The following is a 26,400-nucleotide window of genomic DNA, read 5'->3' as shown; positions in this document are numbered from 1 at the left end:
TCGGTCTCGGTTATCCAACTACCGTGCACCCACCGACGAGTCCCGCCGCGTGGAGGATGGCGTCTAGTCTGTGGTTCCAACTGTGTCGACCGGCCGCCTCCTGACGGGCGGCGGCGCCCATCTGCTCGGCGAGCAGCGGGTCGTCGCGGAGCAGAGAGAGCTGATCACGCAGGTCGCACAGATTGCCGGGCTGGTACAGTAGCCCCGTCTGCCCGTGGGTGATGACTTCGCTCATCTGCCCGCAGTCGGCCGCCACGATGGGCAGACCGGCCGCCATGTACTCAAACAGCTTGAGGGGCGAGAAATAGCAGTCGCCCTCTGCCGCGTAGGGCGCCACCGCCACGTCAAAGCGCGATAACCAACCCGGGATCTCAGCAGGAGGCACGGCGCCGCCAAGCTGGAAACGGTGCTGGCGTTCCGGCGGCTGCGCGGCGATCAGCTCTTCCAGCGACTCCCGACGCGGCCCGTCGCCAACGACCAACAGCCGGCTGTCCGCCAGCGGGTGGGCGTCGAGCATCATCCCGAAAGCCAGGTACAAGTCGTCCACCGCGTGCCACGGGCGGAGCGAACCGACGAATCCGACCGCAAACGGGGACGACGCGTTCGCCCTCGGGCGGCGTTGGCCGAACAGGTCGGGCCGCACGCCGTTGGGGACCACCATCGTCGCCCCTTGTTCGGCGCCAAGATCTAGCGCGTACTCCGTGACTCGGTCCGAGACGCACGCCACCACGCCAGCAGACGTCACCGACAAGGCTGCGGTCTGCCGGGCCAACTCGCCGTCCACCAATGTGCGGTGCTCGGCCTGCTCTTGTAGCAGCGGCGCATTGACCTCCAAGATCGAGGCGACGCCGCGCCGCTCGGCCCACTGCATCGCGGCCGCACTCCACAACGCGTGGCGTTCGTAAACCAGCTCGAAGGGGCCGTTCTGTTCGAGCATCTCGGCGAGCGACTCGCCCGCCGACGCCAGCGACTGCTCCCGTTCGGCGGCCGAACTGCTCCTCGCCACCGGAACCAAGTGCGTGGTCACCGACTCCAGTCCGGGAGGCGGATCTCCCCCAACACGGACCGCAAAGAGGTCTACTGAGTCACCGCGAGCGGTCAGCGCGCGGAGGATCTCCTGGACGTGCAGGGAGCAGCCCTTCGCACCGAACACGGGGATCCCCGGATCGGCACAGACATAGGCGACGCGCATCAGACGGCCTCCGCAAGTTCGGACCAAGCGGTGGTTGACGTCTGCTGAAAGATCTCCCGCTGCACGACCGAGTTCTTCTCGATGTCGAACTCACGCTCGATCTGCTCGCGTGCGGCCACCGCCAGCTCGCGCCCGAGCGCTTCGTCAGTCAACAGCCGGATAATGGAATCAGCGATCAAGTCGGGACGCCTCTCCGGGTGGAGCAGGCCCGTGACCTCGTGCTCGATCAGTTCCGGGATGCCCGTAACAGTGGTTCCGATGCACGGCGCGCCGGTCGCCATCGCCTCGAGCAACACCGTGGGCATGCCGTCACGGTCGCCGGTGGAAGCGGTGATGCACGGCATCACGAACGCGGCCGCCTCGCGCATCCGGGCCGCGACCTCGTCCGTAGAGCGGGCCCCCAGCAGCGTGACGGTGTCCTGCAGGTCCGATTGGCGGATCTGCTTCTCGAGTTTCTCACCCAGATCGCCGTCTCCGATAATCTCACAGCGGAACATAACGCCCTGGTCCCGGATGCGAGCGCAGGCGGCGATCAGGTCGTCGAAGCCCTTTTTCTCAACCAATCGTCCTACGGCAAGCACCAGCGGCGCGCGTTCGGCCGCTTCGCGGAACGGGTACTTGGACAGACGGATGCCGTTGTAGAGCCGGGTGACCTTCTCCGCGTGCTCAGGGTGCGTTTGGGTGAGATGCGTAACGTTGAAGTCGCTTACGGTGATCACCCGTGCGGCGTCGCGGACCTTCTGACCGAGGGCGCCAGCGTCGACGTACTCGTGGAAGATGTCCTTGGCGTGGGCGGTGAACGTGTACGGCACGCCGGTCAGCAGCGATGCTAGCCGCGCGACTGTCGTCGCGCTGGTGGCGAAGTGGGCGTGGATGTGAGTCACGCCGCGCCGGCGGATTGACTCGGCCAGCTGCAACGCCTGGTAGACCTCGTCCCCCTCGGCGTCGAGCGCGTCGGCGATGGCGAACGCCCGTGTGTCGCCACTCTCCAGCACCGGCCGCAGGCAGTCCCACAGGTGCGAGGCGCGAAGCCCGCCGCTGCTGAGGTAGCTGACCGGCCCCTTCACCAGCGCGATCTCGGGCTGGAAGCGGGTATCCAGCGGCGGACGGAGGGCGAAGATGTCGACCTCGACGCCCGCCGCCTCATGGGTGAGGATCTCGTTGACGACAAACGTTTCGGAGAAACGCGGGTAGCGTTTCAGCACGTAAGCGATGCGTGTGGTTGAGTTCATGTGGTTTGCCCCTGCGATGAGTGGGGCGGGACTCCGTTAAACGGGGTGGGGGCGCCGCGGCCCGCTAGCCCGGTGATCAGCCGCCCGATGTTGTCCAGGCCGTCCATGTTGACTTCGCCCACCGGGCGTCGCGCGGCCGGGGCGTTGATCCACCGGCTGAGGCTGACCGGATTGACGTCGCGGGGGTGGAGGTAGTCGACCAGGCCCAGCCCCGCCAACCGCTCGGCCCGGATCAGCTGCTCGTGCCGGGGGACAACCCGCGGGGCGATCAACGCCCGCTTCTTGCGGGCGATCAGCGAGCAGACGGTGTTGTAGCCGCCCATCGCGACTACCAGGTCGGCCCGCTCGACGAGCAGGTCGGCCTCTGCCAAGAACCCGACAACGTGGAGGTCGTCCCGCTGCTCGCCAATCGCCATCAACGCAAGCTTCTCTTCGTTCGACATGAACGGGCCGGTCACCAGCACGCCGGCGGTGTCCGCACCGAAGTCCGACTCCGCGAACGCCCTCGCGAGCGGCCCGCCGTCCTCGCCGCCGCCCACCATGCAGGCGACCAGCCGCTTGCCGTCGGCGGCCTTGTCGAGCCACTCCGCGGTCGCGCGGTCTGCCTGATCCACCTGGCGACGACGGTCGATGTAGCCGGTGTACACGATCTTCTCCGCGAGCGAACGCGGCAGCTGGTATTCGTGCCGGACGTCGTACACGTTGGGGTCACCGTAGACCCAGACGGAATCGAAGTAGCGGTCGATGGCCCGCACGTTCTCCGCTGTGAGCCAGTCCCGCGAAACCATCGCCGGGTCGTCGAGCACGTCTCGGATGCCGAGCACCACCTTGCATCGAGACCGGCGTTTGAGCATGTCGAGCGCGGCGGTAAGCTCGCCCGAGGTGCCGCGGGGCACCTTGTCGACGATCAGCACGTCCGGCTCAAAGACCTCGAGCGCCGACCGGATCGACGCCGCCCGCAAGCGGCCGAGCTCGTGCTGGGACAGCGCGAGCTTCCCAGAGTCGTACTCACCCAGAGAGTTCTTCCGCCAGCGCGGCAGCGTCATCAGGTCCGAACGTTCCGGCAGCCGGAAGAAGTTGGCCTCGTGGGCGCCGGCGATGAGCAGGTTGCTCGAGCCGATGCCCGACGAAGCCAGGCAGTCGGCGATCGTCAGGTTGCGTCGTAGGTGCCCGAGCCCGACGGTGTCGTGCGAGTAGAGCGCTACCCGCAGCCCCCCTCGGCCCGGCGTAGCCGGTGGGTGGCGGTGGTCGGTGCGTCGGGTGGTGCTCATGGCGCCGAGTGGGGGCGTAGTGGATGGCTTGCAGGTCAACACGGTGGTTCCTTTCAACGCTCTGACTCAGCGGTTCGCGGACAAACTCGCCAGCGCGTCCTGGGCGGCGCGGCTCACCTTCTCGTCGCGGTCCCGGGCGGCCAGTCGCAGCGCGGGCTCGGCCTCGACGGCGCCCGGACCGATCTTGGCGAGCGCCTTCGCGGCGTAGTAGCGGTGCTTCGAGTCGCTGCTCTTAAGGGTCGCGGCAAGCAGCGGCGTGGCCAGCGCGGCGGCCTCGTCGATGTTGCCGAACGCCTTGAGCAGGTAGTAGCGGGTCTCGGCGTCGGCGGTCGGATAGGCCGCGACCATCGCATCGATGGCCGGCGCGGCGTCGGCCTCCATCTTGCTGAGCAGCTTGGCGCTGCGGTAGCGAACCTTGGCGTCCTCGTGGCTGAGCGACTCGACGATGGCCGGCAAGGCGTCCGCGGCCTGATCGGCGTAGTCCTCCAGACCCTTCAGCGCGTCGTGCCGGTCTTCGGGGTCGTCGCTGGTCACGTCGTGGACCAGCTTGTCGACCGGCGAATCGTTGCAGCCGACCGACAGGAGGCACGAGGCCAGGGTGAAGACCCGGCCCAGAGCCCACAGGTTTTGTGCATGGCGTTTCATCAACAACTCCTATTCTCTCGCAATCTTGTCGTCGGCGATGTTGCCCATAGCATGGAACACCTTGCCGTCGATGTCGTAGCCAACCCACTGGACCGAGCCGTCCGCCATCACGGCGTTGACGCCGCCAGTGTGCGAGGATCCGAACAGCTTCTCGCCATCGTCGCCCCGCTCAACGTGGTCGGGCTCGGGCGGGTCGCTGGTCTTGCGGATAGTGTCCTCGTTCCAGCCAACCGTGTACCCCTCGTTGTCGTCGTCTTGGGGCTCTCCAAGCCGAGCGACGTTCATCCGCTTCTCAGACGCCAGCAAAGAGTGCGATGTCCCGTCAACAATCTTCGCCATCCGCAGCGGGTCGTAGCGCCGCACGACGCCCAACTGCTCGCGGTTGCTGGCCGCGTAGTCGGTCATCCCGTAACGGATCATGCCGCCGGTCAGTGGCGGGTCGAACTTGTCTTCCCGCTGGAAAGACTGTGGCGACCGCCGCGACGCGCAGAAGAAGACCGGCAGCGTGGCGCCGACAGCCGCTACCGGCCCGGCGTCGACGATCGACTGCCCCTCGACGTAGGGCAGGATTTGGAAGCCCCATCCGGCCCGCTGCTCCTTGCCCGTCGCGGCGACGCCGCCCTCGTAGGTTGGGGGCGAGTCCCACTCCCAACCGCCGCTCGGCAGCACGTTGTGGGAAGACTCGTGGTTATGAAAGGCCAGGCCAATCTGCTTGAGGTTGTTAATGCACTGCGAGCGGCGGGCCGACTCGCGGGCGGCCTGCACCGCCGGCAGCAGCAGCGCGATCAGCACACCAATGATTGCGATCACGACCAGCAGTTCAACCAGCGTGAATCCTCGACGTAGCGTGTTCATTACTGCTCCTTCCGGCGCACGAAACATTGGAGAGCGGCCGCGGCGATCACAACGGCCAACGCCGAAGGCTCTGGCGCCGCAGTGCCCACGGCTGCCGGGGACGTAAGCGAGCCCCGCCCGTAATGGCTCCGCCAGACCTGGTAGTCGGCGGCGTCGACGACCAGGTCGCCGTCCCCGTCCGCTGCGAGATTGAGTGTCGACCCGTTGCTGTCACGCCACACCGAGTAGTCGGCCCCGTCGACGAGGCCGTCGCCGTTGTAGTCGCCAGGGAGGGCAGCCCCCACCACCGATACGCTGTACCCGGTCGGGCCGATGGTCGTCGTCCAATCCATGCCAAGGTTAATCAGATCCGGCAGCTCGACGCCGCTGAAGTCGCCGGTCACAGTAGGCGTGCCGATCAGCAGAAAGCTCTGCCCCACCGACGGCAGGAACCCGTCGGCCAGTGTCACCCGCAGCGAGCCAGCCAGGTCGGCCAATAACCCCGCGTCGATCGCGGCGTACTGCAGGCCGCCGCTGCCATCGGCACGGCTGACGCCAGAGAGGGCGATCTCGAGGGTCGATCCCTCACCTAGCCGGAGCGTCGAACCAAGGTCGACAAGCGACTTCGAAAGGTCGACCACGCCGGTCGCCGTGCCCAGCACGCCAGCGCCGACTTCGGCCACAGTAAGATCGTCGGCGATCACAAGGCTGCCGACCGCCTCGAGGCGACCGTCGGTCGTGCTGGCGGCCGCGCCACCGGTCAGCCGCGCGACGTCAATCCGGTTGCCTACCGTCAGCTGGGAATCATTGAGTTGTACCAGCCCCTTACCGTGCAGCACGCCCGAGCCCACGGTCGAGACGTCGCCGATGTTCAAGTCTTCAAGGGCGAGCGGTTCGGCGAAGCCGATCTGGACGCTTGAGGAGTGGATCGTCAGTGTGGCGTCGGCCGAGTTGCCGAGCTGCGAGGTCCCCTTCGCCACTCCGATGTTCGCCGCGGCGCCTACCACCATCGAACCAACCGACTGGAAACTCGCGAGAGCCGTCGACGAAGTCCTGCCGGATCCGTTCACGGTACCAACATTTAGCTCGGCGGCGATGCTGATCGACTCGGCGGCTTCCACCAGAAACTGACCATTGGCCGTCGAGGTCGAGGTCGCATCGGCCGACGCCGGGGCTACCTCGAGGTTGGTGGCGATGTCGACCAGGCCGTGACGCACGAGCGAGACGCTCGCCATGCTCAACGCGGTCCCGCCGAGGGTCGCCCCGGTCTGCCCGATATCAAAGTCGCCGCCGCCGTTGTTGACGCCGACCTCCAGCAAAGCGGAGTCTTGGATGACAACCGTCCCAGAGTTCGAAACACTGAGTCCGCCAGTGGCCGCGGCGCCCGTGACCTCGCCGACGTCGAACGCCGAGTCGATCTCGACCGCGGCGCCGTTGGAGGTGAACGCCCCGCTGCCGTCGTTGCGGCCAACTTCCAGTCGGTTCACCGCGACGACCGCGCTAGCGTTGGCCTGCGCATGCCCACCATTGGCCACCAAAGCGGCGTCCTGAGTTCCGGGAGTCACGCCGGAGCTCCAATTGAGTCCGTTGGACCAATCCCCTGCCCCGGGGTTGGCCCAAGACACCTGACCCCGTGCGGGCGAGGAGAACAGCAACGCCAGCACCGGCGCGGCGTAAGCCAGCCGCCAGCCAGGGCGGCCTCGAAGCGATTTCATTTTTGCGAAGTTCTCTGCCATAGAAGTTGCGTAACCACACGGATGGAGCAGGTGAGTAATGTGAAGAGTCTGTTAAGCCGACCAAACCCGACAAAGAAATCCTGGGAAGTCGGGAATATCGCCCTGACGCCCCAAGAGCCGGTCACCCGGCAGACCGCCCACGATGCCCCTGCGGGCCACGGGCGCGCGGCGCTGCCGTGCTGAGAGGATTGGGATACCGCCGCCCTACTGGTCGATGCGGTCGGCGGGGTGTCGCTTCGCGAGCGACACCTTCCAGCCTTCCCGCAACGCGTCTGCCTCGCTCTGAATCGCGGCGGGGACGCGTTCGAAGCGGGTTTCATAGCCGAAGCCACGCAGCGCGTCCCCGGCGAGGGCCTCGAACAGCTGCTGCTGTTCTTCGCTCATCTGATTCCGCCAGTCGCGGAGCCCTGAGGTCGCCGGAAGCCAGGCTTGCTTCGCCGAGAGGTTCGCGTTGGGGCGGGTCTTACCCCGATGAAACGCCGCCATCTGCAACGAGTGCGGCAGCCCCAGGAACTCGCTGATCCGCTGCAGCTCCGACTCGGCGTCGGTGATCAGCCGCTCGTAGACCACCGTCAGGTGCCTCTCCGGACCGAGCAGTTCCTCGGCGGCGATGGCGTGCCGCACCTGCCACCGCCACCACAGCGCGGCGACCGCCTGAGGATTCTCGGCCCACAAATCGAACCTAGCCGGGCCACGTTCGTCGCGGGCCCACTCGCGCAGCGACATAGCGGTGTCACGCCCGTCGCGGACGATGTGGATCGACTTGCACCACGGGAACAATTGGTGGAGCAGCGGCAGGCAGCGAACGTAGTCCGGGGTTTTTTCGCCGGCCAGCTGCTTCCCTTCGTTCTCAGCGAACGCGGCGTAGAGCCCGCACACGAGTTCGCGGTAGGTCGACGCAACCGCCGCGGCGGCGTCAAACTGGTCGGCAGTCAGCCTCAACCTATAGATGCGATGATACTCGCGGGCGTGCCGCACCAACTCGTCCGTCAGCGGGACATCGCCATGCTTGGCCACCGCGGCCTCGACATCATCGCCTGCCTTCTCCAACGCCCGGGGTATAAAGTGCGTGTCATTCGAGATTGCAAGCAGCGGGTGGGCATTGAGCATCCGCTGCAACAGGGTGGTGCCTGAGCGTGGACAGCCCGTGACGAACACTGCGGGGCTAAGCTCCTGGGACGACTGCCCAGTCGCGTGGTTACAAGGGTCGACAGAAGTCACTGCCCGCATAGGAATTCTCGCAGCTCGCTGGAAAGACGATGATTAGGCGAAGCGTTTTCTGCGTCGCCGCACGGGACAACACGGCGCCCCCCTCACGCGATTCGGCAGGCCGCACCCGCGGGGACTTGCCCACCGTGCACCGCTCGCCAACGAGAGGAGCCGGAACGAGCGGCAGAATCCGACGCTTGAATTCTCGAAATCGGTTGCGGGATTCACGTGCCATGGACGTCGGCTCCGCCGCCGTCCCGCCGATGGCCAGGCAATCGCAGGCCCCGCCGCTTCAGGCGCCATTGAGGTGACAGTTCCTGGGTCGGCTGACTAAAATTGGCGGGTAAGCCGGGCGCCATCAACAAATTGCGGATTCTCCAAGAATCCATGTCGGCAGGGCGTGACCAACGGGGCTCTTCTTACGTTGGAGCTAGTCGGCACAACGTCTATTCCCAACAACCCAAGCCAGAACCTATGCCCGCTAACCGCTCCGACGGCTCATTGATCCGGCGGTTCCGCGCGGGCGAAGAGGACGCTGCGACGGCCCTGTACTCTCGGTACGCGTTGAAGCTGCAGCGTTTGGCAGACCGCAACACGGGAAGCGATCTGGCGACGCGGTTCGATTCGGACGACGTCGTTCAGTCGGTTTTCCGCACCTTTTTCCGTCGCGTGCAGGGCGGCGAGTACGACCTGCCTGACGGCGAGGAGCTGTGGCGACTGCTGCTGGTGTTGGGACTAAACAAGATCCGCAAGCTGGCCGCCTACCACCGCGCCCAACGGCGGAACGTCGGGTCGACCCAACAGGCCGAGACCTCGCAGATGAACCTGCTTCCCGGCTTGGAAAATCCCGACCTGGCGATCGCCTCCCTGGAAGAAGTGATTGACGAAGTGACCGCGTCGCTGCCGCCGATCCACCGCCAGATCGTGCGGCTGCGGATCGAGGGCTACAAGCAGAGCGAGATCGCGGCCACGACCCAGCGAACCGAACGAACCATCGAGCGAGTCTTGCAGACCTTCCGAACCCGTCTGCGGGGGCTGATTGATGAAGCCACTAACGCCCACTGATCACGAGCCGGCCGGCGACGACCTCGACCTCTACGTCGAGGCGTTCGAGAGCGATGCGCACGCGGTCGGCCCCGACGCGCTCGCCGCCTACCTGCCCGCGGCGGACCACCCCGCGTTCGCCGAGATCGTCACCGAGATGGTCCGGGTCGACCTCGAGCGACGCACGCTGCGTGGCGAGCCCGCCCGACTCCGCGACTACCAGGCGGTCGTGCCGGCGATGTTCGCCACCCCGAGCGTGCTCGCGCCGGCGGCCTTCGAGGAGTACCGCCTGCGGAAGCGATCGGGCGAGCAGCTGAGGCCCGAGCAGGTCGCGGCGGAGTACTCGATCGACGCCGCCCACTGGCCCAGCGGGTCCGTGCCGGACGCCGCGACGTCGCGGCCCGAGGAACCGCAGGTCGGTGACCAGTTCGCCGGGTTCGAGCTGGTCGAGTTGCTCGGCCGTGGCGCCTTCGGCGCGGTGTTCGTCTCGCGCCAGCACGAGCTTTCTTCCCGCGAGGTCGTGCTGAAGATTACGCCCAAGCGGTCGGTCGAGGCGCAGCGACTCGCCAAGCTCCACCACACGAATATCACGCCGATCTACTCGATGCACACGCACGAGGGTTGGCTCGGTATCTGCATGCCGTACCTCGGCCGCCAGACGCTGGCGGCGTTCACCGGGGCCGGCGCCCGCGGCGATCTCGCCTCGACGCTCGCCAAACGCCTCGACGAGACCATCAAGGCGCCCAAGCCCGGAGCCAAACCACGTTCGCTCCGCCGAGCCGAGAAGGCCGAACGCCGGTCGCAGCCCACCGCCGAACGAGCCGCCCTCGAGATCGTCCGCCAGCTCGCCGACGGTCTGGCCCACGCCCACGCCCGCGGCATCGTCCATTCCGACATCAAGCCGGCCAACATCCTGCTGGGCGACGACGGCGTCGCGCGGCTGCTCGACTTCAACCTGGCGTCGGACAGCACGGCGGCCGACACGCAGACGCTCGTCGTGGGCGGCACCCTGCCCTACCTGGCGCCCGAACACCTGGACGCGCTCAGCCGCGGCCAGGCCGTTCGTCCCGCCAGCGACGTCTACTCGCTTGGCGTGCTGCTCTACCAGCTGGTCACCGGCAAGGCGCCGTTCCCGCCCGGGACCCTCGGCCCCGGCGCCAAAGCACCAGAACCCGCCGCCCTCAACCTCGAGACGCTCGCGGAGGAGCGCCGCCGGTTCTCGCTCGAAAGTCCGGCCGCGGATGCGCTGTCGCCCACGGTGCGGGCGTTGCTGCGGAAGTCGCTCGCCGCGGACCCCGCCGACCGCTACCAGGCCGCCGAGCTCGCCGACGACCTCGCCCGCCATCTCGACGACCTGCCGCTCCGCCACACCGGCGAGCCGGCCAGCCGACAGCGGCTGGCAAAGTGGGGCCGCCGAAACCGCACCACGCTGCGTTGGGCCGGCATGCTCGCCCTGGCGGCCGGCATCGCCGCCGTCAGCGGCATTGCCTTGAACCGGAGCCACCGCTTGGAACGCGTCGAGGCCCAGCGTGAGTTCGACGCCTTCGACAACGACGCCCTCGCCGCCCGGCTGATGCTGCACACGCCCGGCAGCGAGCCAGAGATCTGGTCGCGGGGTTCGGCCGCCGCCGAGCTGGCGCTGGCGCGGTTCGCCCCGCCCCACGCGACGCGGCTCGGGCTGCTCACCGCCGAGCAGGCCGCTGCGGTCGCACGGGAGACGCAAAACCTCAGCCACCTGCTCGCAGAACTCGACCGCCGGCAGCACGGCGACAGCGGCGCCGTCGCGCCTCTTGGACTGCAACCTAGCCTGGGTTCTTCCGACCCGATCGCGGCCGCCGCGGCTTTGATGACGTCCCGTGATTACGCAGGCGCGATCCGTCTGCTGACCGAGGTCGACGCGGCGTACGCCTCCGACCCGGTTCGGTGGCTGCTGCTCGGCAACGCGCTGGCCGCCACCGGCAGACTGAACGACGCCGACTCGGCCTACACGGCGCTGATCGCCTTGCAGCCGGATGCGATGGCCGGCTACTACAACCGCGGCCTCGCCCGCGTGCAGGCGGGCCGCCAGTCCTTGGCCGTCGATGACTTCTCCGCTGCACTGTCGCGCTCGCCGCAGACCGCGTGTGTGCTGCTCAATCGGGCGGTCGCCTCCCGCGGGATTGGCCAGTTCGAGTCCGCCGAACAGGACGCCACCCGCGCCCTGGAGATCGACAACTCCGACTGCCGCGCGTGGCTGCTGCGGGCCGATCTCCGCAGGTCGCTCGGCAACGCCCAGGGCACCAAGTCCGACGTTGAGCGGGGCCTCACCCTCGAGCCACGCGACGACCTCGGCTGGTCCGCCCGCGGCATGGCCCTGGCGACCACCGATCCCGAGCAGGCCGCCGAACAGCTGCAGCGTGGCGCGGCATTGTTCCCGAACTCGGTGAGCTTGCACAAGAACCTGATCTTCGTGCTCGCCGACCGGCTGGACCGCCCGGCCGACGCGATGCGGCACGCCCAACGGCTCGCCCAGCTCCGCCCCCATGACCCGACCGCCAAGCTCTCGCTCGCCGTGCTCCACGCCCGGGCCGGCGACCGGGCGGCCGCCCTCGCCGCCCTGCCCGAGCTCGCGCCCGAGCAGGCGACCCCGATCGACGCTCTGCAGCAGGCCTGCGTCTACTCGCTGACCTCGGCGAGCGTCGACTCGGACGCCGCGAAGGCGGTTGACTGGCTGCAGGCTGCGTTCGCCAAGGAGCCGCGTCTGGGGCTCCGCGCCGCCAAAGACCCCGACCTGGCGGCGCTGCGTCGCCTGCCGGCCTACCGGGAGCTGATCGGCGCAAGCCTCCGCTTGTCGATGCCCAAACCTTCCGCGCCCGCCGCCGAGACCGCCGCCGGCCCGCCGGGACCTAAACAACTTTAACTGCTTCGCGTTCATGAGACACCGACTCTACAATTCCAAGAACCGCCTGCCCTTGCAGTTCGAGCCTCTCGAACGCAGGGAGCTGCTCGACGGCGACGGGCTGACGCTGGCGAACGACGCGTACCTTTCCCTCAGCTTCGTGGCCGACGGGGTCGACGCCGCCGGGCAGTCGAGCGCGCTGCACGCCGCCTTCAACGCGATCGCCCCCGAGGCGACCTGGAAGCAGGCCATCCTGTCTGCCTTCCAGTCGTGGGCCGTGCACACGAACGCCGACATCGGCCTCTGCGACGACGGCGGCCAGGCGTTTGGCTCGCCCGGCGCCTCGCTGGGCGACCCCCGCTTCGGCGACATCCGCGTCGGCGCAGTCTTGCTGGACCCCTCGATCGGCGCGGTCTCGGTGCCGATGGACGGCGTGGTTGGCGGCTCTTGGTTGGGCGATGTCCTGTTCAACACCCAGTTCAACTTTACCAGCGTCGACGACATCTACGCGATCGCCCTGCACGAGGCGGGCAACGTGTTCGGGCTCGAGGACAGCGCGGACCCGAACTCGCCGCTCCACCCCGGGCCTATCCCGACCGCCACCCAGCCCACGACGACCGACGTCGCAAACCTGCAGGACCTTTACGGCGTCCGTTCCGCCGACCTGTACGAGACGCTCGACAACCGCAACAACCCCGACAACAACGTCATCACCTCGGCGTCGCGGATCGCGATCGAGGACACCCCGCCAACCGACGCCGGCAAGGTCCCGTCGATCCTCTACGCCGACATCAGCTCCGCCGCCGACGTCGACTTCTTCCGGCTGCCGAACCTGGACAACTACACCGGGCCGCTGACGTTCGAGGTCCGCACCGCGGGCATCAGCCTGCTGACGCCCGAGGTCACGATCTACGACGATAGCCAACAGCCCATCGCCACCGCCGCGTCGACCAGCATGGGCGGCGACACGCTCACAATCACGCTGCCGACCTCGGTCGACGGCCGCGATTACTATATCGAGGTCAAGGCGGCCGCCGGAGCCGACTACGAACGCGGCGGTTACTCGCTCACCACCACCTTCGATGACCTCAACGAGGTCCCCGACGCGCTCATCGAGCGGTACGCGGACGGTTCGCTCCGCAAGCTCACTCCCAAACAGATCTCCAAGGTGCTCGAGCCCGACGAGGACGACTTCTTCGAGCAGGAAGACCACGAGAACAACACCTTCGGCGGCGCGGCGGTGCTGGAGCTCGACGCCGACTTCGCGGTCGGCGCCCGCTACTCCATCCAGGGCGCCATCACCACGGCCGACGACGTCGACTTCTTCGAGGTCGACAGCCCTGAGGTCTTTGCCGGTCCGACCGGCACGCTGACCGTCGCTGTCCGCTCGCTGGAGGCCGGCGGACTCGTCCCCAGGGTTACGGTCAACAACCACGACGGCAATCTCCTGCCAACCGAACTGCTGATGAACGGATCGGGCCAGCTCGTGCTGCAGGTGAGCGGCGTGCTGCCGTCGGAGGACTACTACATCGGCATCCAGGCCGACGACCCCGACGGCTTCTTCAACACCGGCAACTACGAGCTGACCGCCTCGTTCCAGGACGCCTCGCTGTCGCTGCCGACGTTTGCCGAGGGGACCCTCGCCCCGACCGACTTCGGCGTGACCCACACCTTCTACGTGGCCGAGCCACAGCTGTTCCACTTCCTCCTCGAGTCCACCGGTGGCGCCCCGCTGAGCGCGGTCGTCGCCACGATCCGGACCTCCGACGGCGAGGCGGTCTACCGGATCGCCGGCCCCGCGGGGACCACGCGTTCTCAGCTTGCTGTGCTGCTGCCGCCGGGCGAGTACACCGCCGACTTCAACACGGTCTCGCTCTACGAGCCGCTCTCCACGCCGGTCACCTACCGGCTGGCGGGCGCCGCGTTCTCGGACCCGTTCGCCGGCGACCCCGACGACCCGAACGCCCACCCGTTTGCCTGCCCCGACCCCGAGCTGGCCGGCTTTTTCTGCTACCCCGGTGATTTCCTGTCGGCCGACCCGTACCTGTGGGAGGACTTTGTCGCGAGCCAGACCGAGCCGCCACCGGAAACGGACCTGCAGCAGCTCGTCGTGACGCTGCTGTCCGACTGGTGGAGCTGGGTCTGGGACCAGGTCGGCGCGAACGGGCCGGTCCTCGCCCAGGGCGACCGCTTCGACGTCCAGACCAACTCGCCGATCGGCGTCGATGCAAACGTGCTCACCAACGACATCGACCCCGAGGGCGGCGACGTGGTCGCCGTGCTCGAGACCTCCACCACACACGGCCAGCTGCAGCTCGCCCCGAACGGGGCCATCACGTACACGCCCGATCCGGGCTTTGCCGGGACCGACAGTTTTAGATACTTCGCGAACGACTTCGTGCAGAACTCCTCCCCGGCGACTGTCTACCTGGTGGTCGGGTCGGGGATTACCGGCGACTACAACGGCGACGGATTGGTTGATAGCAACGACCTACTGACCTGGAAAACTGCCTACGGATCCGCTACGGAACTGCTCGCGGATGGCAATAAGAACATGGTAGTCGACGCCGGAGACTACGCCCTCTTGCGCGACGCCATAGTGGCCGCAGCCGCCCCAGTTGCTTTGCCCGCGGCAGCGTTGGCGCGCGGGACGATTGTAGGAGACCCTTCGACTACACTTCCCTTGTCTCTGTCAAGCCAGCCGGCTATGACGCTTGCAGAGTTCGCCGCGATTCGGAGCACATCCGGTGGACGGGCCCAAGCGATCTTGTCACGGTCTACGTATTCATCAGATTCACGGAGGTCCGACGCCCACGACTTGGCTCTTTCGCAGGTCAGCCTCCCATCGAGGCGTCGACTTCTCACTGCCCCTCAGAGTGTCAACGATTCTGAGGGAAACGATGGTCCGAAATCTGACGCCGACCGTATGAAGACGGTCAGCACGCGACCCACGACTCTATTGGGCAATAGTTCTCGGCATCGGCGGGCGGAGATCGAAGTCGCGGGGTAGCGTCCTGTTCAAGAAGGTTGTCCAACGAGCCAGCCCGTTGATTCAAGGTCGGGAACGCGTATGGTCCAAAAACTCAGCCGACGCGAATCGCCTTGATTTGCAGTCTCTTTTGGCGGGAGAGTCCATCAATCTCGGCCGAGATACTGGGTCCGGAATCGGGTAATCTGGGGTCCCCAGGCACGACTCGCAAGGAGGCCCGATGACCACGCCCCTGCAACCCTGGCATCTCGCCTTCGTCTGGGCGGTCGGCTGGGTCAACCGGCAGCAGATCGTAGCGATCGACTACCTCTGCACGGAGAACCGCGTCTTACGCGAGCAGATTGGAAAAAAGCGGATTCTGCTGACCGACGACCAACGCCGAAGGTTGGCGGTCAAAGGGAAGGAAGGGCTTGGAGTCGATCACGACGATTTTCACGCCGGACACGATCCTGCGTTGGCACCGGAAACTTGTGGCGCAGAAGTGGGACTACAGCGAGCGGCGGAAGAAGGCAGGTCGTCGCCCGATCTCCCGGGAGGTCACGGATCTGATTGTCCGCTTCGCCAAAGAGAACCGCTCTTGGGGCTACCACCGGATTCAGGGAGCGTTGGCGAACGTCGGCCACGAGGTCTCCGATTCGACCGTCGCCAATGTCTTGAAGGCCCACGGCCTGGAACCCGCACCGCTCCGGAAGAAGCGGACGCCTTGGAAGGAGTTCCTCAAAGCCCATTGGGACCAGTTAGCCGCGGTCGACTTCACAAGTGTCGAAGTCTGGGCGCCGCGGGGATTGATCACCTTTTACTTGCTTTTCGTGATCCAGCCAAAGACGCGGCGGGCTTATTTTGCAGGATGCACAACCGCACCAAACGACGCGTGGATGCAGCAGATCGGCAGGAACCTGATCGACGACGAAGATGGCTTCCTGAAAGACTCACGCCTGCTCATCATGGATCGAGATACGAAGTTCTCCGCCGCGTTCCGAAACACGGTCGGCCACGGCGGTGTGCACTCGCTTCGGCTGCCTCCCAAGACGCCCAACCTGAACGCGTACATTGAGCGGCTTATGCGGAGCATCAAGGAAGAGTGTCTCGATCGAATGATCTTCTTTGGCGAGGACGCGTTGCAGAATGCCGTCTGTGAGTACCTCAAGCACTACCACGCGGAGCGAAATCATCAGGGGCTCGACAACCGATTGATTGCAGACCCAGAAGAGCCGCCGCCGGACGGCTTGACTCGGTGTTGTGAACGGCTTGGCGGGATACTCAAGCACTACTACCGGGCGGCGGCGTGAACTCGCAAAATCTGGCGTCGGACGAGTTTCTTGACCTTACGCCGGCGAATGGGAATCCGAGAGGAGATCGGCGGGACGACTCGAGCGCAACTCGGGACCGCAGGCAGCACCCTCGCCAACCGTCCGAGAGTCGTTCCTTAGCGGGCGAGGGATCCTAGGGCCCGACGGCCCCGCGGCCGCTAGGCCAACCAGTCCCGCATGATGTTTCCGTGTACGTCCGTGAGTCGGAAATCGCGTCCTTGGAAACGGTGGGTTAGCCGAGTGTGGTCGATCCCGAGCAGGTATAGGATCGTTGCGTTCAAGTCGTGAACCTCGACGGGCTTTTCGACGATGTTGTACGAGAAGTCATCGGTTGCTCCGTAGGTCACCCCGCCCTTGACGCTACCGCCAGCCATCCAGATGCTGAAGCACCGGGGGTGGTGGTCGCGGCCGTAGTTGTTCGCGGATAGCTCGCCCTGACAGTAGACCGTGCGGCCGAACTCGCCGCCCCAGACAACGAGGGTATCATTGAGCAAACCCCGTTGCTTCAGGTCGGCAATCAGGGCGGCCTGTGGTTGATCGGTGTCCTTGCACTGCTTTCCCATATGGTTGGGCAGGTCGTTGTGCTGGTCCCACCCCATGTGGTAGAGCTGAATGAAGCGGACGTCGCGTTCGGCGAGACGCCTTGCTAGGAGGCAGTTGCGAGCGTAGGTGCCGGGCTTGTGGACGTCTTCGCCGTACATATCAAGCACGTGCTTCGGCTCGTCGGAGATGTCGGTGAGGTCGGGAACGGACGACTGCATCCGGAAAGCCATCTCGTACTGAGCGATGCGCGCCAGCGTCTCGGGGTCGCCAACCTGTTCGTGGTGGTAGGAATTCAGCTGCCCGAGGTCGTTGAGTAGGTCTCTCCGCTGCGCGCGGTTGCAACCCGCTGGATCAGTCAGGTAGAGGACTGGGTCCGCGGCGGCGCGGAGCTTGACACCCTGGTAGCTCGAGGGGAGGAATCCACTGCCCCACAGCCGATCGTAGAGCGGCTGCCCCGCGGCCCGCCCACTACCACGCGACAGCATCACGACGTACGACGGCAGGTCGTCGTTGAGGCTCCCGAGACCGTAGGCAACCCAGGCGCCCATGCTCGGACGCCCCGCAACCTGCGAACCGGTCTGACAGAACGTGATCGCTGGGTCGTGGTTGATCGCCTCAGTCTTCATCGATCTAACAATGAGCAGGTCGTCCGCGACCTTTGCGGTGTGTGGAAAGAGGTCGCAGATCTCGGCGCCAGACTCGCCATGCTTCCGAAACGGGAACAACGAAGGGACGATAGGGAAACGGTCCTGCCCGCTGGTCATGCCCGTAAGTCGCTGCCCGTCGCGCACTGAGTCGGGCAGGTCTTTGCCGGCAAGTTTGGCAAGCGCGGGTTTGTAGTCGAAGCTCTCAAACTGCGAGGGGGCCCCCGATTGGAAGAGGTAGATGACCCGCTTGGCTCTCGGCGGATTGTGGAGGTTCAGGCCGCCGGCGCTAGACGACGTGGCCGATTGGCTGGTAAGGGATGCCAGGGCCGCCCCGCCCAAACTGCCGGCGGTCTGAAGCAGGAAGCGGCGGCGGTTGCATTGCTGTGCGGAATGGAGGGCGCTATCGGTTTGCATCAGGGCTATTCCGTAGTGATCGACTCGTCGAGATTTAGCAGCAGGCTCCCAATAATCGCATAGGCGGCGAGTTCCGGTCGGTCCAGTGAGGGATCGGGGTGGGCGTCGCCCGTAACAAGGAACTGGTCGACCCGTTCTTCAGCGCCCGCAAAATGGGCTTTTTGTTTCTCCAGCGAAGCACACAGTTGGGTGACTTCGAGCTCCGAGGGCCGCCGCGACGTGACCAGTCGGAAGCCATAACTGACGCGGTCGCGAGGGTTTTGGCCCCCCTCGAGGATCATCCGCTCGGCCAGCTTTCTGGCGGCCTCGACGTAGGTCGGGTCGTTGAGCAGGGCCAACGCCTGGAGCGGGGTGTTTGTCAAAGACCTCTTAACGGTGCAAATCTCGAAACCCGGCGCATCGAATACGGCCGTGGTCGGGTGGGGCACGGTCCGCTTACGATAGGTATACAAAGAGCGTCGATAGAGGTCCGGGCCGCGTGACTGTTTGTAGGACCCCTCGTTGGCGCCACCGGCAAGCTCGTCCCACAACCCGCTGGGCTGGTAGGGGAACACCGAGGCCCCGCCTATTCGGTCGGTGAGCAAACCCCCGACCGACAATGCTTGATCGCGGACAAACTCTGCCTGCAGACGGCGCCGCGGACCCCGCTCGAGTAGACGATTGTCCGGTTCTTCTCGGTACCGTTCGGGGTCGGCGACGGTCGACTGCTGATACGTTTTGCTCGTGAGCACCAGCCGCGTAAGGTGCTGGAGGTCCCAACCCGAGTCCATGAGCTCAACCGCTAGCCAGTCGAGCAGCTCGGGGTGGGACGGAGGGTCGCATTGGACGCCCAGGTTTTCCTCCGTCTTGACGAGTCCCCTCCCGAAGAATCTCCCCCAGAGGCGATTCGCCACGACACGGGCGGTCAGGGGGTTGTCGCGGGAGACGATCCACTCGGCAAGCGCCAGGCGATCGGCGCGACCCGACGGCAGGGCCCCCAGAAACGTCGGTACTGACGGAAAGACTTGGCGCTGCAGGTCTGGTTGATTGTACTGGCCCCGGCTCAAGACAAACGTCTCGCGGGGAGTCTCACGTTCCTGCATGACCATACAGGTTGGGATGTTTTCGCGGAACTCGTCTGCCGCGCGCCGGGCTTCCTCGAGTCGGCTGCTGGCCTTGGCGTACTCGTTGCCGCCGTTGGGATCGACGATCGCGGAGTACTCAGCGAGCAAGACATTCTCGACGGACGTCTTGGTCTCTGCGGCCTGGCTCCCTGTCGACGCCTCGGCGAACTTCCTCGTCGCGGGCGCACTCAGCAGATCGCTGGCGATAATCTCACTCAGCTCATCGCCCGACAAGACGTAGTCAAAGACGCGAATACGCGCAACGCTGCCGTGCAGCATCGAGCCACCCGAACGCCGCCCGATGCGGAAGGGCTGGCCCGTTTGCAGCGGGCCCGAGAGGGAGTTGTTGTTCGTGATCGTCGGCTGCGGTTCGGCCCCGAAGAAGATCGAAACGCCCGACGGCTTCGAGCTCCCGTCGTAGGCGACCGCGACGTGGGTCCACACACCCTCGGCCAGGGGTTTCTTGGTCGTCATCTTCAGTGCGCTCTCTGGCCAGCGGTCAATGAAGTGGGTGACAAGGTGGTTCCCTTCGTCCAGCATCCAGTCGATGCCCCGATAGGCGTCGCTGTCGGCCATCTTGGAAAGTATCACTCCTCCCCCCAGTCGCTTGACCCACGCGGTCAGGGTGAACGGGCGGTCGGCGTGGGGCTCGAACAAGCCCTCGTACTCCAGCCACTGATCGCCCTCGAGCGTCGCGACGGGTCCCAGGAAGGCGTTTTCGGTCTTGGGAAGATGGCTTGCCGCGTTGGGCGAGACGACCTTTTCATGTTCGGCCACCGCCGCAAATGGAGCGCCGTCCAGCCGCACCGCGGCAGTAGTGGGAATCGCTCGGGGGAGTGGCGTCTCGACCGCCCATTCCCTCAACGAAGCTATCGCCGACGACCGGCTTTCGGCTAGCGACTTGGTCTCAAGACGCACTCGCGACTCCAGGCGAGCGAGTTCGAGCCGGTCGGCCTCGCTTAGGCACTCAACTACCGGGCCGACATTGCCGCGCACCTCGGAGTAGACCCCTTCCTCTTCGATGTTGTTGAAGAACGCGTAGAACTCATAGAACTCTTGCTGCGATATGGGGTCGAATTTGTGGTCATGGCACCGCGCGCAGCCCATCGTTAGCCCAAGAAACACGGTCGATGTGGTTTCGACGCGGTCGATCACGTTCTCCACGAGCCATTCTTCAGGGATCGATCCGGCCTCGGTGACGGTTCGGTTGTTGCGGTTGAAGCCGGACGCGATGCGTTGCTCATTAGTCGGCTCCGGAAGGAGGTCCCCCGCTATCTGTTCGATCGTGAATTGGTCGAACGGCATGTTGCGGTTAAAGGCGTTGATCACCCAATCACGCCAGGGCCACATCGTGCGACGGAAGTCGTTCTGATACCCGTTGGTGTCGGCGTAGCGGGCCCCATCGAGCCAAGAGACCGCCATCCGCTCGCCGTAACGTGGTGAGGCGAGGAGGCGGTCGATCACGCGCCCCCAAGCGTCGGGCCGGGTATCCTGAACGAAGTCGTCGATCTCTTCGATCGTGGGCGGCAGTCCGTGAAGGTCGAAAGTGACGCGGCGGATCAGCTTTTCCCTCGAGGCCCGCCCGGAGGGCGCGAGGCCCTCGCGATGCAGGCGGCGACGCACGAAGGCGTCGACCGGATGGGCGGAATACTCTCTGGGGGGTTCGGCCTTGACTGGTGGGACGAACGCCCAGTGCGGCGACCAAACCGCGCCCGCTGCGACCCAATCCTGGAGCGTCTGCTTTTCCGCGGCGGTCAATGGCTTGTGCGAGCCGGCCGGGGGCATCCTATCGGCATCGTCGTCGGCGGCAATCCGGCGCCACGCGAGGCTCTTTTTCAGGCCGCCATCGAATGCTTGGCGGATCCCCTCCGGGGTATCCATACGAAGGTCGGTCGGGCGATTCGCTTCGTCGGGCCCGTGGCAGTAGAAGCACTTATCCGACAAGATCGGCCGCACGAGGTGAGAGAGCTCGGGGACGCTGTCGTCTGCTTGCGCCGCTTCGTTTGCGATGCAGGCCGCCGCCGCAGCCAGTACGGCGGCGAGCGATTTCAACAGTAGACGACGGCGGGACGCGCGCCATTCGCGACGGGCCGCTCTGCGGGGCATGACCACCAAACCATTGTCGTAAGGGCGTCGCGAAATCATCGAGGATTCATTATTAGGAGAGTAGTTCATGCCGCACCTCGCCGTGGACATCAGTCAATCGAAAGTCGCGTCCGAGGTAGCGATACGTCAGTCGAGTATGGTTGATCCCCAAAACGTACAACAACGTCGCGTTGAAGTCGTAGACCGAAACCGGGCGGTCGACGATGTTGTAGCAAAAATCGTCGGTGGCTCCGTGCACGGCGCCGGCCTTGAACCCGCCGCCGGCCGCCCACAGAGTGAAGCATTTGGGGTGGTGGTCCCGCCCAAAGTTGTTAGGGACGAGCTTTCCTTGGCAGTAGTTGGTACGCCCGAATTCCCCGGCCCAGACCACTAGCGTATCCTCCAGGAGCCCCCGCTGCTTGAGGTCGGATACGAGCGCCGCCGAAGCCCGGTCGGTTTCACGGCAGAGGCGGGGCAATTGCTTCGGGAGGGCTTCGTGGTGGTCCCAATCCTGGTGGTAGAGCTGGATAAATCGCACGCCACGTTCGGCCAGACGCCTCGCCAATAGGCAGTTCGAGGCATAAGTCCCCGGCTCGCGGGCATCCTCACCGTAGAGGTCGAAGGTTGATTGAGACTCGCCGCTCAGGTCCAGCACCTCGGGCGTTGCCATCTGCATGCGGTACGCCAGTTCGTACTGGGCGATCTGAGATTCGATCTCGCCGTGCGGTTCGCCCCGCGCCTGGCTTTTGTGGAGGCTCGCTAGGGCGTCGAGGGTGTCACGGCGGCACTCCGCGTCTACCCCGGCTGGGTTGTCGAGGTAGAGGATCGGGTTGTCGCCGCTGCGGAACCTCGCCCCCTGATGCTCGGACGGAAGAAATCCATTGCCCCAGTAGCTCGATACGAGGGGCTGCCCCCCCTTGTGCTTGGTGGTCAGGACAACAAAGCCCGGGAGGTTCTTGTTCTCGCTTCCTAATCCGTAATCAACCCACGCCCCAATGCTGGGGCGCCCGGGGAATGGGGAACCAGATTGGAAGAAGGAAACACCGGGCCCATGGTTGATTGCCTCGGTGTGCATCGACTTCACGACACAAAGATCGTCGGCGATCTGAGCGGTGTGCGGAAGCAATTCGCTAAACCACATCCCCGATTGGCCGTGCCTCGCGAATCGGTACGGTGATCCGACGAGTGGCATGCTCGACTGGTTGGCGCTCATGCCGGTGAGCCGCTGTCCTTGGCGGACACTGTCTGGCAACTCCTGCCCCTGACGCTCGTTGAGCAGCGGCTTGTAGTCGTAGAGGTCCATCTGCGAGGGGGCGCCAGACTGGAACAGAAAAATGACACGACTCGCGGTGGCGGTCAAGTTCTTAGTAGCGGCGCCCCCATTGGCTTCGCCGGCCAGAAGTTGGTGCAGCGCGGCGGCGCCGAGCCCGTAGCAGCTCCGGTGGAGCATCTCACGGCGCGACATCCCCACCGTTGCCTCCCGGCCGGTGCAGCGTGTGTTCTGTTGGTGTTTCATTGACATCCTCTAGGCTCCGCCAGCCGGTAGATGCTCTCCTTACTGCCGCGTCACGCACTTGTCGCAGTTCATGATAACCTGCGTCACAATGGTCGCTGCCGCTACCTGCGCGACTTCCAATTGCTCGTCTCGCTTGCGATCACCTACCGAAAGGAGGGCGCGGGCATCGTCGCCTCGCTCACGGAAGTGGTCACGCTGTCGGTCGAGCAGCTCAGTGAGCACCCCCAGTTCATCTGAACTGGGCCGCTGACTTGTGTACAACCTAAACAGACGCTCGACAACCGCTGCTCGGTCAGCGCCGCACTCGGATACTGCACTCTCGGCAGAAACCCGGGCGGCCTCGACGAACTGAGTGCCGTTCAGGAGCACAAGCGCCTGCATTGGCGACTGCGTCTGCTCGCGAGACATCCTGCATACCGAGCGGTCGGGGGCGTCGAACGCGGTGAGCACCGGCACAGGCGCCGACCGCTTAAAATAGGTGTAGAGGCTCCGACGGTAGAGCCCCTCGCCCGTCTGTCTTGGCGCCGGCGAGAATGAGACCTCTACCTCGTAGGGGCGGACCGGCGGGCCCCCGACCGACATGACGAGCAAGCCGCTAACGGCCAAGGCGTTGTCGCGGAGCATCTCCGCTGGCCAACGCCGCCTCGTCGATCGACCCAGGAGGCGGTTCTCCGGGTCGATTGCGATCGACTCCGCGTCGGTGTGGGTTGATCTCTGGTAGGTCTCGGAGAGCACCATCTGTTTGATAAGCTTTTTGATATTCCAGCCGCTCTCAACGAAATCTACCGCCAGGTAATCGAGCAAATCCGGGTGAGACGGCGGATCTCCCTGGGCACCGAAGTCGCCAGGGGTGCGGACGAAGCCTTCACCAAAAACTGCCTGCCAGAACCGGTTGACCGCTACCCTAGATGTAAGCGGATTCATCGGATCGACCATCCACTTCGCCAATGCAAGCCGATCAGCGGGCGTGCTATCCGGGAGCGCTGGCAGGAACGCCGGGGTGTTAGGCTCTACAACGTCGCCGAGCTGATCGTAAGCCCCGCGCAATCGGATTCGGCTCGGCTCCGCCCCCGGGAATTGCCGCATGACCATGATGTCATCTACCGTATTCTCGACTGCGAACAACTCATGGCGACGATCGCGTAGTCTCTCGAGCGCGCGCGCGTACTCGTCGCATTGCGTCAGCAGATAGTGTTCGAGCAATTCGTCGGTCGTCGCCGCGGCGGCTCCGTCAACCGATCCTTCGCCAGCAATCGCTGAGATCTCTAGGGCTGAGAGCCGACGGTCGTAGAGCAAGAGTTCGTCAACTTCCCCACCAGTAAACCCGCGGTCGCGGTAGCGAGCGCCGACCGCGATGCGATTGACCTCGGGGTCGACTGGGCTCCTGGTTAGGCAGTCACGAACAACCTCCGTCGAGACCAGACCGCCATCCACATAGAGACGCATCCCCTCGGCGCGGCTTGATCCGTCGTACGTGACCGCCACGTGAACCCAATGGTCGAGTGGGATCGGGGAGACAGCCCGCACGCGGATTGCGTCGCCGGGCCAGAAGTGCGTCAGGGACGCGCTGAGCCGCCCGTCCTCGAGGATCAACTCGTGACCACGGCTACCCGAGTCGAGGGCGGCTCTGGTCGCGTGAACAATCACCGCTCGCTCGTGCTTCTGGTCGGCTCGCACCCAAACACACAAGGAATAGGGGTCCTCGCGATCGAATGAACCGCCCTTGAAGGCGGCGAGCTCGTCGTCACCCGTCAGGCGAACCGCCGACCCATGTCGGCCTTCGACAAGCTGGTTGGGCGGAGCAACATGGGCGTCAAAACTCGCCACCGCGGTAGGTTTGGGGAGGGGCCAGTCGGCGCTCGAAGATGGTCGCCGGACACGATCTTTCTGCTGGCTGGCTACGCGAGCGACTCCCTGCTCGGCCTCAGTGACTGCCTGGCAAAGCCGCGTAATTCTTGCCTGCTGTTTGTCGCTTGGCATCTTCAGGGTTGGCGGCGGAGTGGTCGGAGTAAAGAAGGAGATGATTCCGTTCTCGTCGATCTTGTCGAAAAACGCAGACAGGGCGTAGTAGTCTTTTAACGATAGAGGGTCGTACTTGTGATCGTGGCAGCGGCAGCACTCCATCGTGAGCCCGAGCATTGAGGTCGCGACGGTCTGAGTACGGTCTGCGACGTGCTCCATGCGAAACTCCGCGGGGATGCTCCCCCCTTCGGTGTTCTGCCCATGAAGGCGGTTGAAAGCCGTCGCTAAAATGGATTCCTTTGTCGGCGATGCAATGAGGTCCCCAGCGAGTTGCAGTCGGAGGAATTCGTCGTAGGCGATATTCTTGTTGAGTACCGAAACGACCCAATCACGCCACGGCCAGACACGCCGGTCCTCGTCGCGCTGGTAGCCGTAGGTGTCGCTGTACCTCGCCGCATCGAGCCAAAGCGAGGCAAACCGCTCTCCAAAATGCGGAGACGCCAACAGCCGATCGACCGCCCTCTCGTAGGCGTCCGGAGAATCATCCTTCAAGAAGAGGTCAATTTCCGATAGTGTCGGCGGCAGACCGGTTAGGTCGAAGGACACACGCCGCAGCAGAACCGCTTTCGAAGCAGTTGGTGAGGGGCTCAACCCTGCTGCTTTCAGTCGATGGAGAACGAATGAGTCAATCGCACTCGTCGGATCGCGTCCGGCTACGATCGGTGGGGTCACGCGACGAGGAGGGCTAAACGACCAATGCCCCGACCAAGGCGCTCCCGCAGAGACCCAGGCTTCGATTTTACGGATCTCCGATGCCGTGAGATCTTTGCCGGAGGTTGGTGGGGGCATCACCTCCCACTCATCCGTGGAATGAACCCGCCGCCACCCCTCGCTCGATTCAGCATCGCTACGGAAAGCCGACTCGATCCCTTCATCCAAGTCGAGCCTCAGGTCGGCTTCGCGGGACTCTTCGTCCGGCCCGTGGCAAGAAAAGCAGTTGTCCGAAAGAATCGGGCGGATGTCACGCGCCTGATCGTAGGCGTTGCCTTGGGCCGCGTTCAGTCGCGCCGCGGCGCTTACTAGCAGAAGACACGCCGTGGCAATCCTCACCCAGGTCAGGCACGTCCACGGTGAGCCACGATGGGAAGCCTGTCGGCAGTCTCTGCGCCGCATGAATACCCCAGGGGGAGCCGGTGGAATCGCACGAGGGTATCTCCTCGGTGCGATCCCACCGCGTAGCCCCTGCCCCACGAGCGCACAAAAAAGCTGTATGAACCGAAGGACGCCGCTCGTCGTTGAACGGGAGATAGATCGCAGACGCGTCGGCCGTCTGAGTTTTTGCATCCGTTTGTCGACGATGATACTTTCCATCGATGTGCTCAGTTAGTCCCACGTCAGCGCGCTATAGGCGAGTCTGGTATGACGCTATCGATTTGCCATGGACCATCGTCAACCGCTCGTTGGCAGCTGTGCCCTCCGACGCCCGGCTTCGAGCGCCCACTCATCGGGGCGATATTCTCAACGCTGGCCGTTCACGACACGAGCCTTTTGCTTCGCCCCCATTCGTCCCGCCAACAGCAAGAATCCTGGAAGGAGGCCCTTCCTCTTAAACGCGTGCAAGACCCGCTCAGGCTGAGTGAGTGTCTCGTCGCAACCGACGACAGCAATCAGCGCAACGGCACTGGCGGGTGGCTCGCGGCCGGATGAAGCAAGCCCGAGTAGAGCAACCGCAAACAACTGGCGTGATGTAGCCCCCACCTCAGGGTAGGGCCCAGGTAGCCTTTTCCTTA

The 26,400-nt window shown here is 65.1% G+C and carries 15 protein-coding genes; 4 read left to right on the top strand and 11 right to left on the bottom strand.

Annotated features, from left to right (window positions below):
- Positions 1-10: 10 nt before the first annotated feature.
- From Pla123a_RS23655 to Pla123a_RS23625, 7 genes are all read right to left on the bottom strand, one after another.
- Positions 11-1,192: a glycosyltransferase family 4 protein gene (locus Pla123a_RS23655; RefSeq protein ID WP_146591688.1), complete on the bottom strand. Its 1,182-nt coding sequence runs from the start codon at positions 1,190-1,192 to the stop codon at positions 11-13.
- Complete coding sequence (locus Pla123a_RS23650; RefSeq protein ID WP_146591686.1) at positions 1,192-2,424, bottom strand: glycosyltransferase family 4 protein; 1,233 nt, start codon at positions 2,422-2,424, stop codon at positions 1,192-1,194. The genes Pla123a_RS23655 and Pla123a_RS23650 overlap by 1 nt, the downstream gene beginning before the upstream one ends.
- Positions 2,421-3,695: a glycosyltransferase family protein gene (locus Pla123a_RS23645; protein ID WP_146591684.1), complete on the bottom strand. Its 1,275-nt coding sequence runs from the start codon at positions 3,693-3,695 to the stop codon at positions 2,421-2,423. The genes Pla123a_RS23650 and Pla123a_RS23645 overlap by 4 nt, the downstream gene beginning before the upstream one ends.
- A gap of 66 nt (positions 3,696-3,761) precedes the next feature.
- Positions 3,762-4,340, bottom strand: a complete 579-nt coding sequence (locus Pla123a_RS23640; RefSeq protein WP_146591682.1) for a HEAT repeat domain-containing protein — start codon at positions 4,338-4,340, stop codon at positions 3,762-3,764.
- 9 nt (positions 4,341-4,349) lie between these two features.
- Complete coding sequence (locus Pla123a_RS23635; RefSeq protein ID WP_197528245.1) at positions 4,350-5,195, bottom strand: DUF1559 domain-containing protein; 846 nt, start codon at positions 5,193-5,195, stop codon at positions 4,350-4,352.
- Positions 5,195-6,889: a hypothetical protein gene (locus tag Pla123a_RS23630; protein ID WP_146591680.1), complete on the bottom strand. Its 1,695-nt coding sequence runs from the start codon at positions 6,887-6,889 to the stop codon at positions 5,195-5,197. Before Pla123a_RS23630 ends, Pla123a_RS23635 begins: the two co-directional genes overlap by 1 nt.
- 225 nt (positions 6,890-7,114) lie before the next feature.
- The gene (locus tag Pla123a_RS23625; protein ID WP_146591677.1) at positions 7,115-8,140 is read right to left on the bottom strand and encodes a sulfotransferase family protein; all 1,026 of its coding nucleotides are present in this window, start codon (positions 8,138-8,140) and stop codon (positions 7,115-7,117) included.
- Between the two features lie 453 nt (positions 8,141-8,593).
- On the opposite strand from Pla123a_RS23625, the gene Pla123a_RS23620 reads away from it, so the two are divergent.
- The 4 genes from Pla123a_RS23620 to Pla123a_RS23605 all read left to right on the top strand — a co-directional run bounded on the left by Pla123a_RS23620 (position 8,594) and on the right by Pla123a_RS23605 (position 16,319).
- Complete coding sequence (locus Pla123a_RS23620) at positions 8,594-9,184, top strand: RNA polymerase sigma factor (RefSeq protein WP_197528243.1); 591 nt, start codon at positions 8,594-8,596, stop codon at positions 9,182-9,184.
- Complete coding sequence (locus tag Pla123a_RS23615; RefSeq protein WP_146591673.1) at positions 9,162-12,062, top strand: serine/threonine-protein kinase; 2,901 nt, start codon at positions 9,162-9,164, stop codon at positions 12,060-12,062. Before Pla123a_RS23620 ends, Pla123a_RS23615 begins: the two co-directional genes overlap by 23 nt.
- 13 nt (positions 12,063-12,075) lie before the next feature.
- Positions 12,076-15,051: an Ig-like domain-containing protein gene (locus Pla123a_RS23610; protein ID WP_146591671.1), complete on the top strand. Its 2,976-nt coding sequence runs from the start codon at positions 12,076-12,078 to the stop codon at positions 15,049-15,051.
- Positions 15,052-15,440: 389 nt separating this feature from the next.
- The gene (locus tag Pla123a_RS23605) at positions 15,441-16,319 is read left to right on the top strand and encodes an integrase core domain-containing protein (protein WP_146591669.1); all 879 of its coding nucleotides are present in this window, start codon (positions 15,441-15,443) and stop codon (positions 16,317-16,319) included.
- A gap of 179 nt (positions 16,320-16,498) precedes the next feature.
- On the opposite strand, the gene Pla123a_RS23600 is transcribed toward Pla123a_RS23605, so the two are convergent.
- The 4 genes from Pla123a_RS23600 to Pla123a_RS23585 are packed head-to-tail and all read right to left on the bottom strand — an operon-like array spanning position 16,499 to position 25,720.
- On the bottom strand, positions 16,499-17,944 hold the full coding sequence (locus Pla123a_RS23600; RefSeq protein WP_146591667.1) for a DUF1501 domain-containing protein: 1,446 nt from the start codon (positions 17,942-17,944) through the stop codon (positions 16,499-16,501).
- Positions 17,945-17,949: 5 nt separating this feature from the next.
- Positions 17,950-21,192: a DUF1553 domain-containing protein gene (locus tag Pla123a_RS23595; protein WP_231956613.1), complete on the bottom strand. Its 3,243-nt coding sequence runs from the start codon at positions 21,190-21,192 to the stop codon at positions 17,950-17,952.
- A gap of 13 nt (positions 21,193-21,205) precedes the next feature.
- Positions 21,206-22,648, bottom strand: a complete 1,443-nt coding sequence (locus tag Pla123a_RS23590; RefSeq protein WP_197528242.1) for a DUF1501 domain-containing protein — start codon at positions 22,646-22,648, stop codon at positions 21,206-21,208.
- A 39-nt stretch (positions 22,649-22,687) separates the two neighbouring features.
- Positions 22,688-25,720 (bottom strand): DUF1553 domain-containing protein, encoded by a 3,033-nt coding sequence (locus Pla123a_RS23585; protein ID WP_197528241.1) that lies wholly within the window; start codon positions 25,718-25,720, stop codon positions 22,688-22,690.
- Positions 25,721-26,400: the final 680 nt, after the last annotated feature.

Source organism: Posidoniimonas polymericola, from assembly GCF_007859935.1.
Lineage (GTDB): Bacteria > Planctomycetota > Planctomycetia > Pirellulales > Lacipirellulaceae > Posidoniimonas > Posidoniimonas polymericola.
This window is presented reverse-complemented; position numbering and strand designations above follow the sequence as displayed.

What these genes read in the sequence shown, in the direction of transcription:
- Pla123a_RS23610 (WP_146591671.1), top strand. Translation starts at nt 12,076, where the DNA reads ATGAGACACCGACTCTACAATTCCAAGAACCGCCTGCCCTTGCAGTTC.
- Pla123a_RS23650 (WP_146591686.1), bottom strand. Translation starts at nt 2,424, where the DNA reads ATGAACTCAACCACACGCATCGCTTACGTGCTGAAACGCTACCCGCGT.
- Pla123a_RS23615 (WP_146591673.1), top strand. Translation starts at nt 9,162, where the DNA reads ATGAAGCCACTAACGCCCACTGATCACGAGCCGGCCGGCGACGACCTC.
- Pla123a_RS23625 (WP_146591677.1), bottom strand. Translation starts at nt 8,140, where the DNA reads ATGCGGGCAGTGACTTCTGTCGACCCTTGTAACCACGCGACTGGGCAG.
- Pla123a_RS23600 (WP_146591667.1), bottom strand. Translation starts at nt 17,944, where the DNA reads ATGCAAACCGATAGCGCCCTCCATTCCGCACAGCAATGCAACCGCCGC.
- Pla123a_RS23645 (WP_146591684.1), bottom strand. Translation starts at nt 3,695, where the DNA reads ATGAGCACCACCCGACGCACCGACCACCGCCACCCACCGGCTACGCCG.
- Pla123a_RS23590 (WP_197528242.1), bottom strand. Translation starts at nt 22,648, where the DNA reads ATGAAACACCAACAGAACACACGCTGCACCGGCCGGGAGGCAACGGTG.
- Pla123a_RS23640 (WP_146591682.1), bottom strand. Translation starts at nt 4,340, where the DNA reads ATGAAACGCCATGCACAAAACCTGTGGGCTCTGGGCCGGGTCTTCACC.
- Pla123a_RS23635 (WP_197528245.1), bottom strand. Translation starts at nt 5,195, where the DNA reads ATGAACACGCTACGTCGAGGATTCACGCTGGTTGAACTGCTGGTCGTG.
- Pla123a_RS23655 (WP_146591688.1), bottom strand. Translation starts at nt 1,192, where the DNA reads ATGCGCGTCGCCTATGTCTGTGCCGATCCGGGGATCCCCGTGTTCGGT.
- Pla123a_RS23620 (WP_197528243.1), top strand. Translation starts at nt 8,594, where the DNA reads ATGCCCGCTAACCGCTCCGACGGCTCATTGATCCGGCGGTTCCGCGCG.
- Pla123a_RS23595 (WP_231956613.1), bottom strand. Translation starts at nt 21,192, where the DNA reads ATGATTTCGCGACGCCCTTACGACAATGGTTTGGTGGTCATGCCCCGC.
- Pla123a_RS23630 (WP_146591680.1), bottom strand. Translation starts at nt 6,889, where the DNA reads ATGAAATCGCTTCGAGGCCGCCCTGGCTGGCGGCTGGCTTACGCCGCG.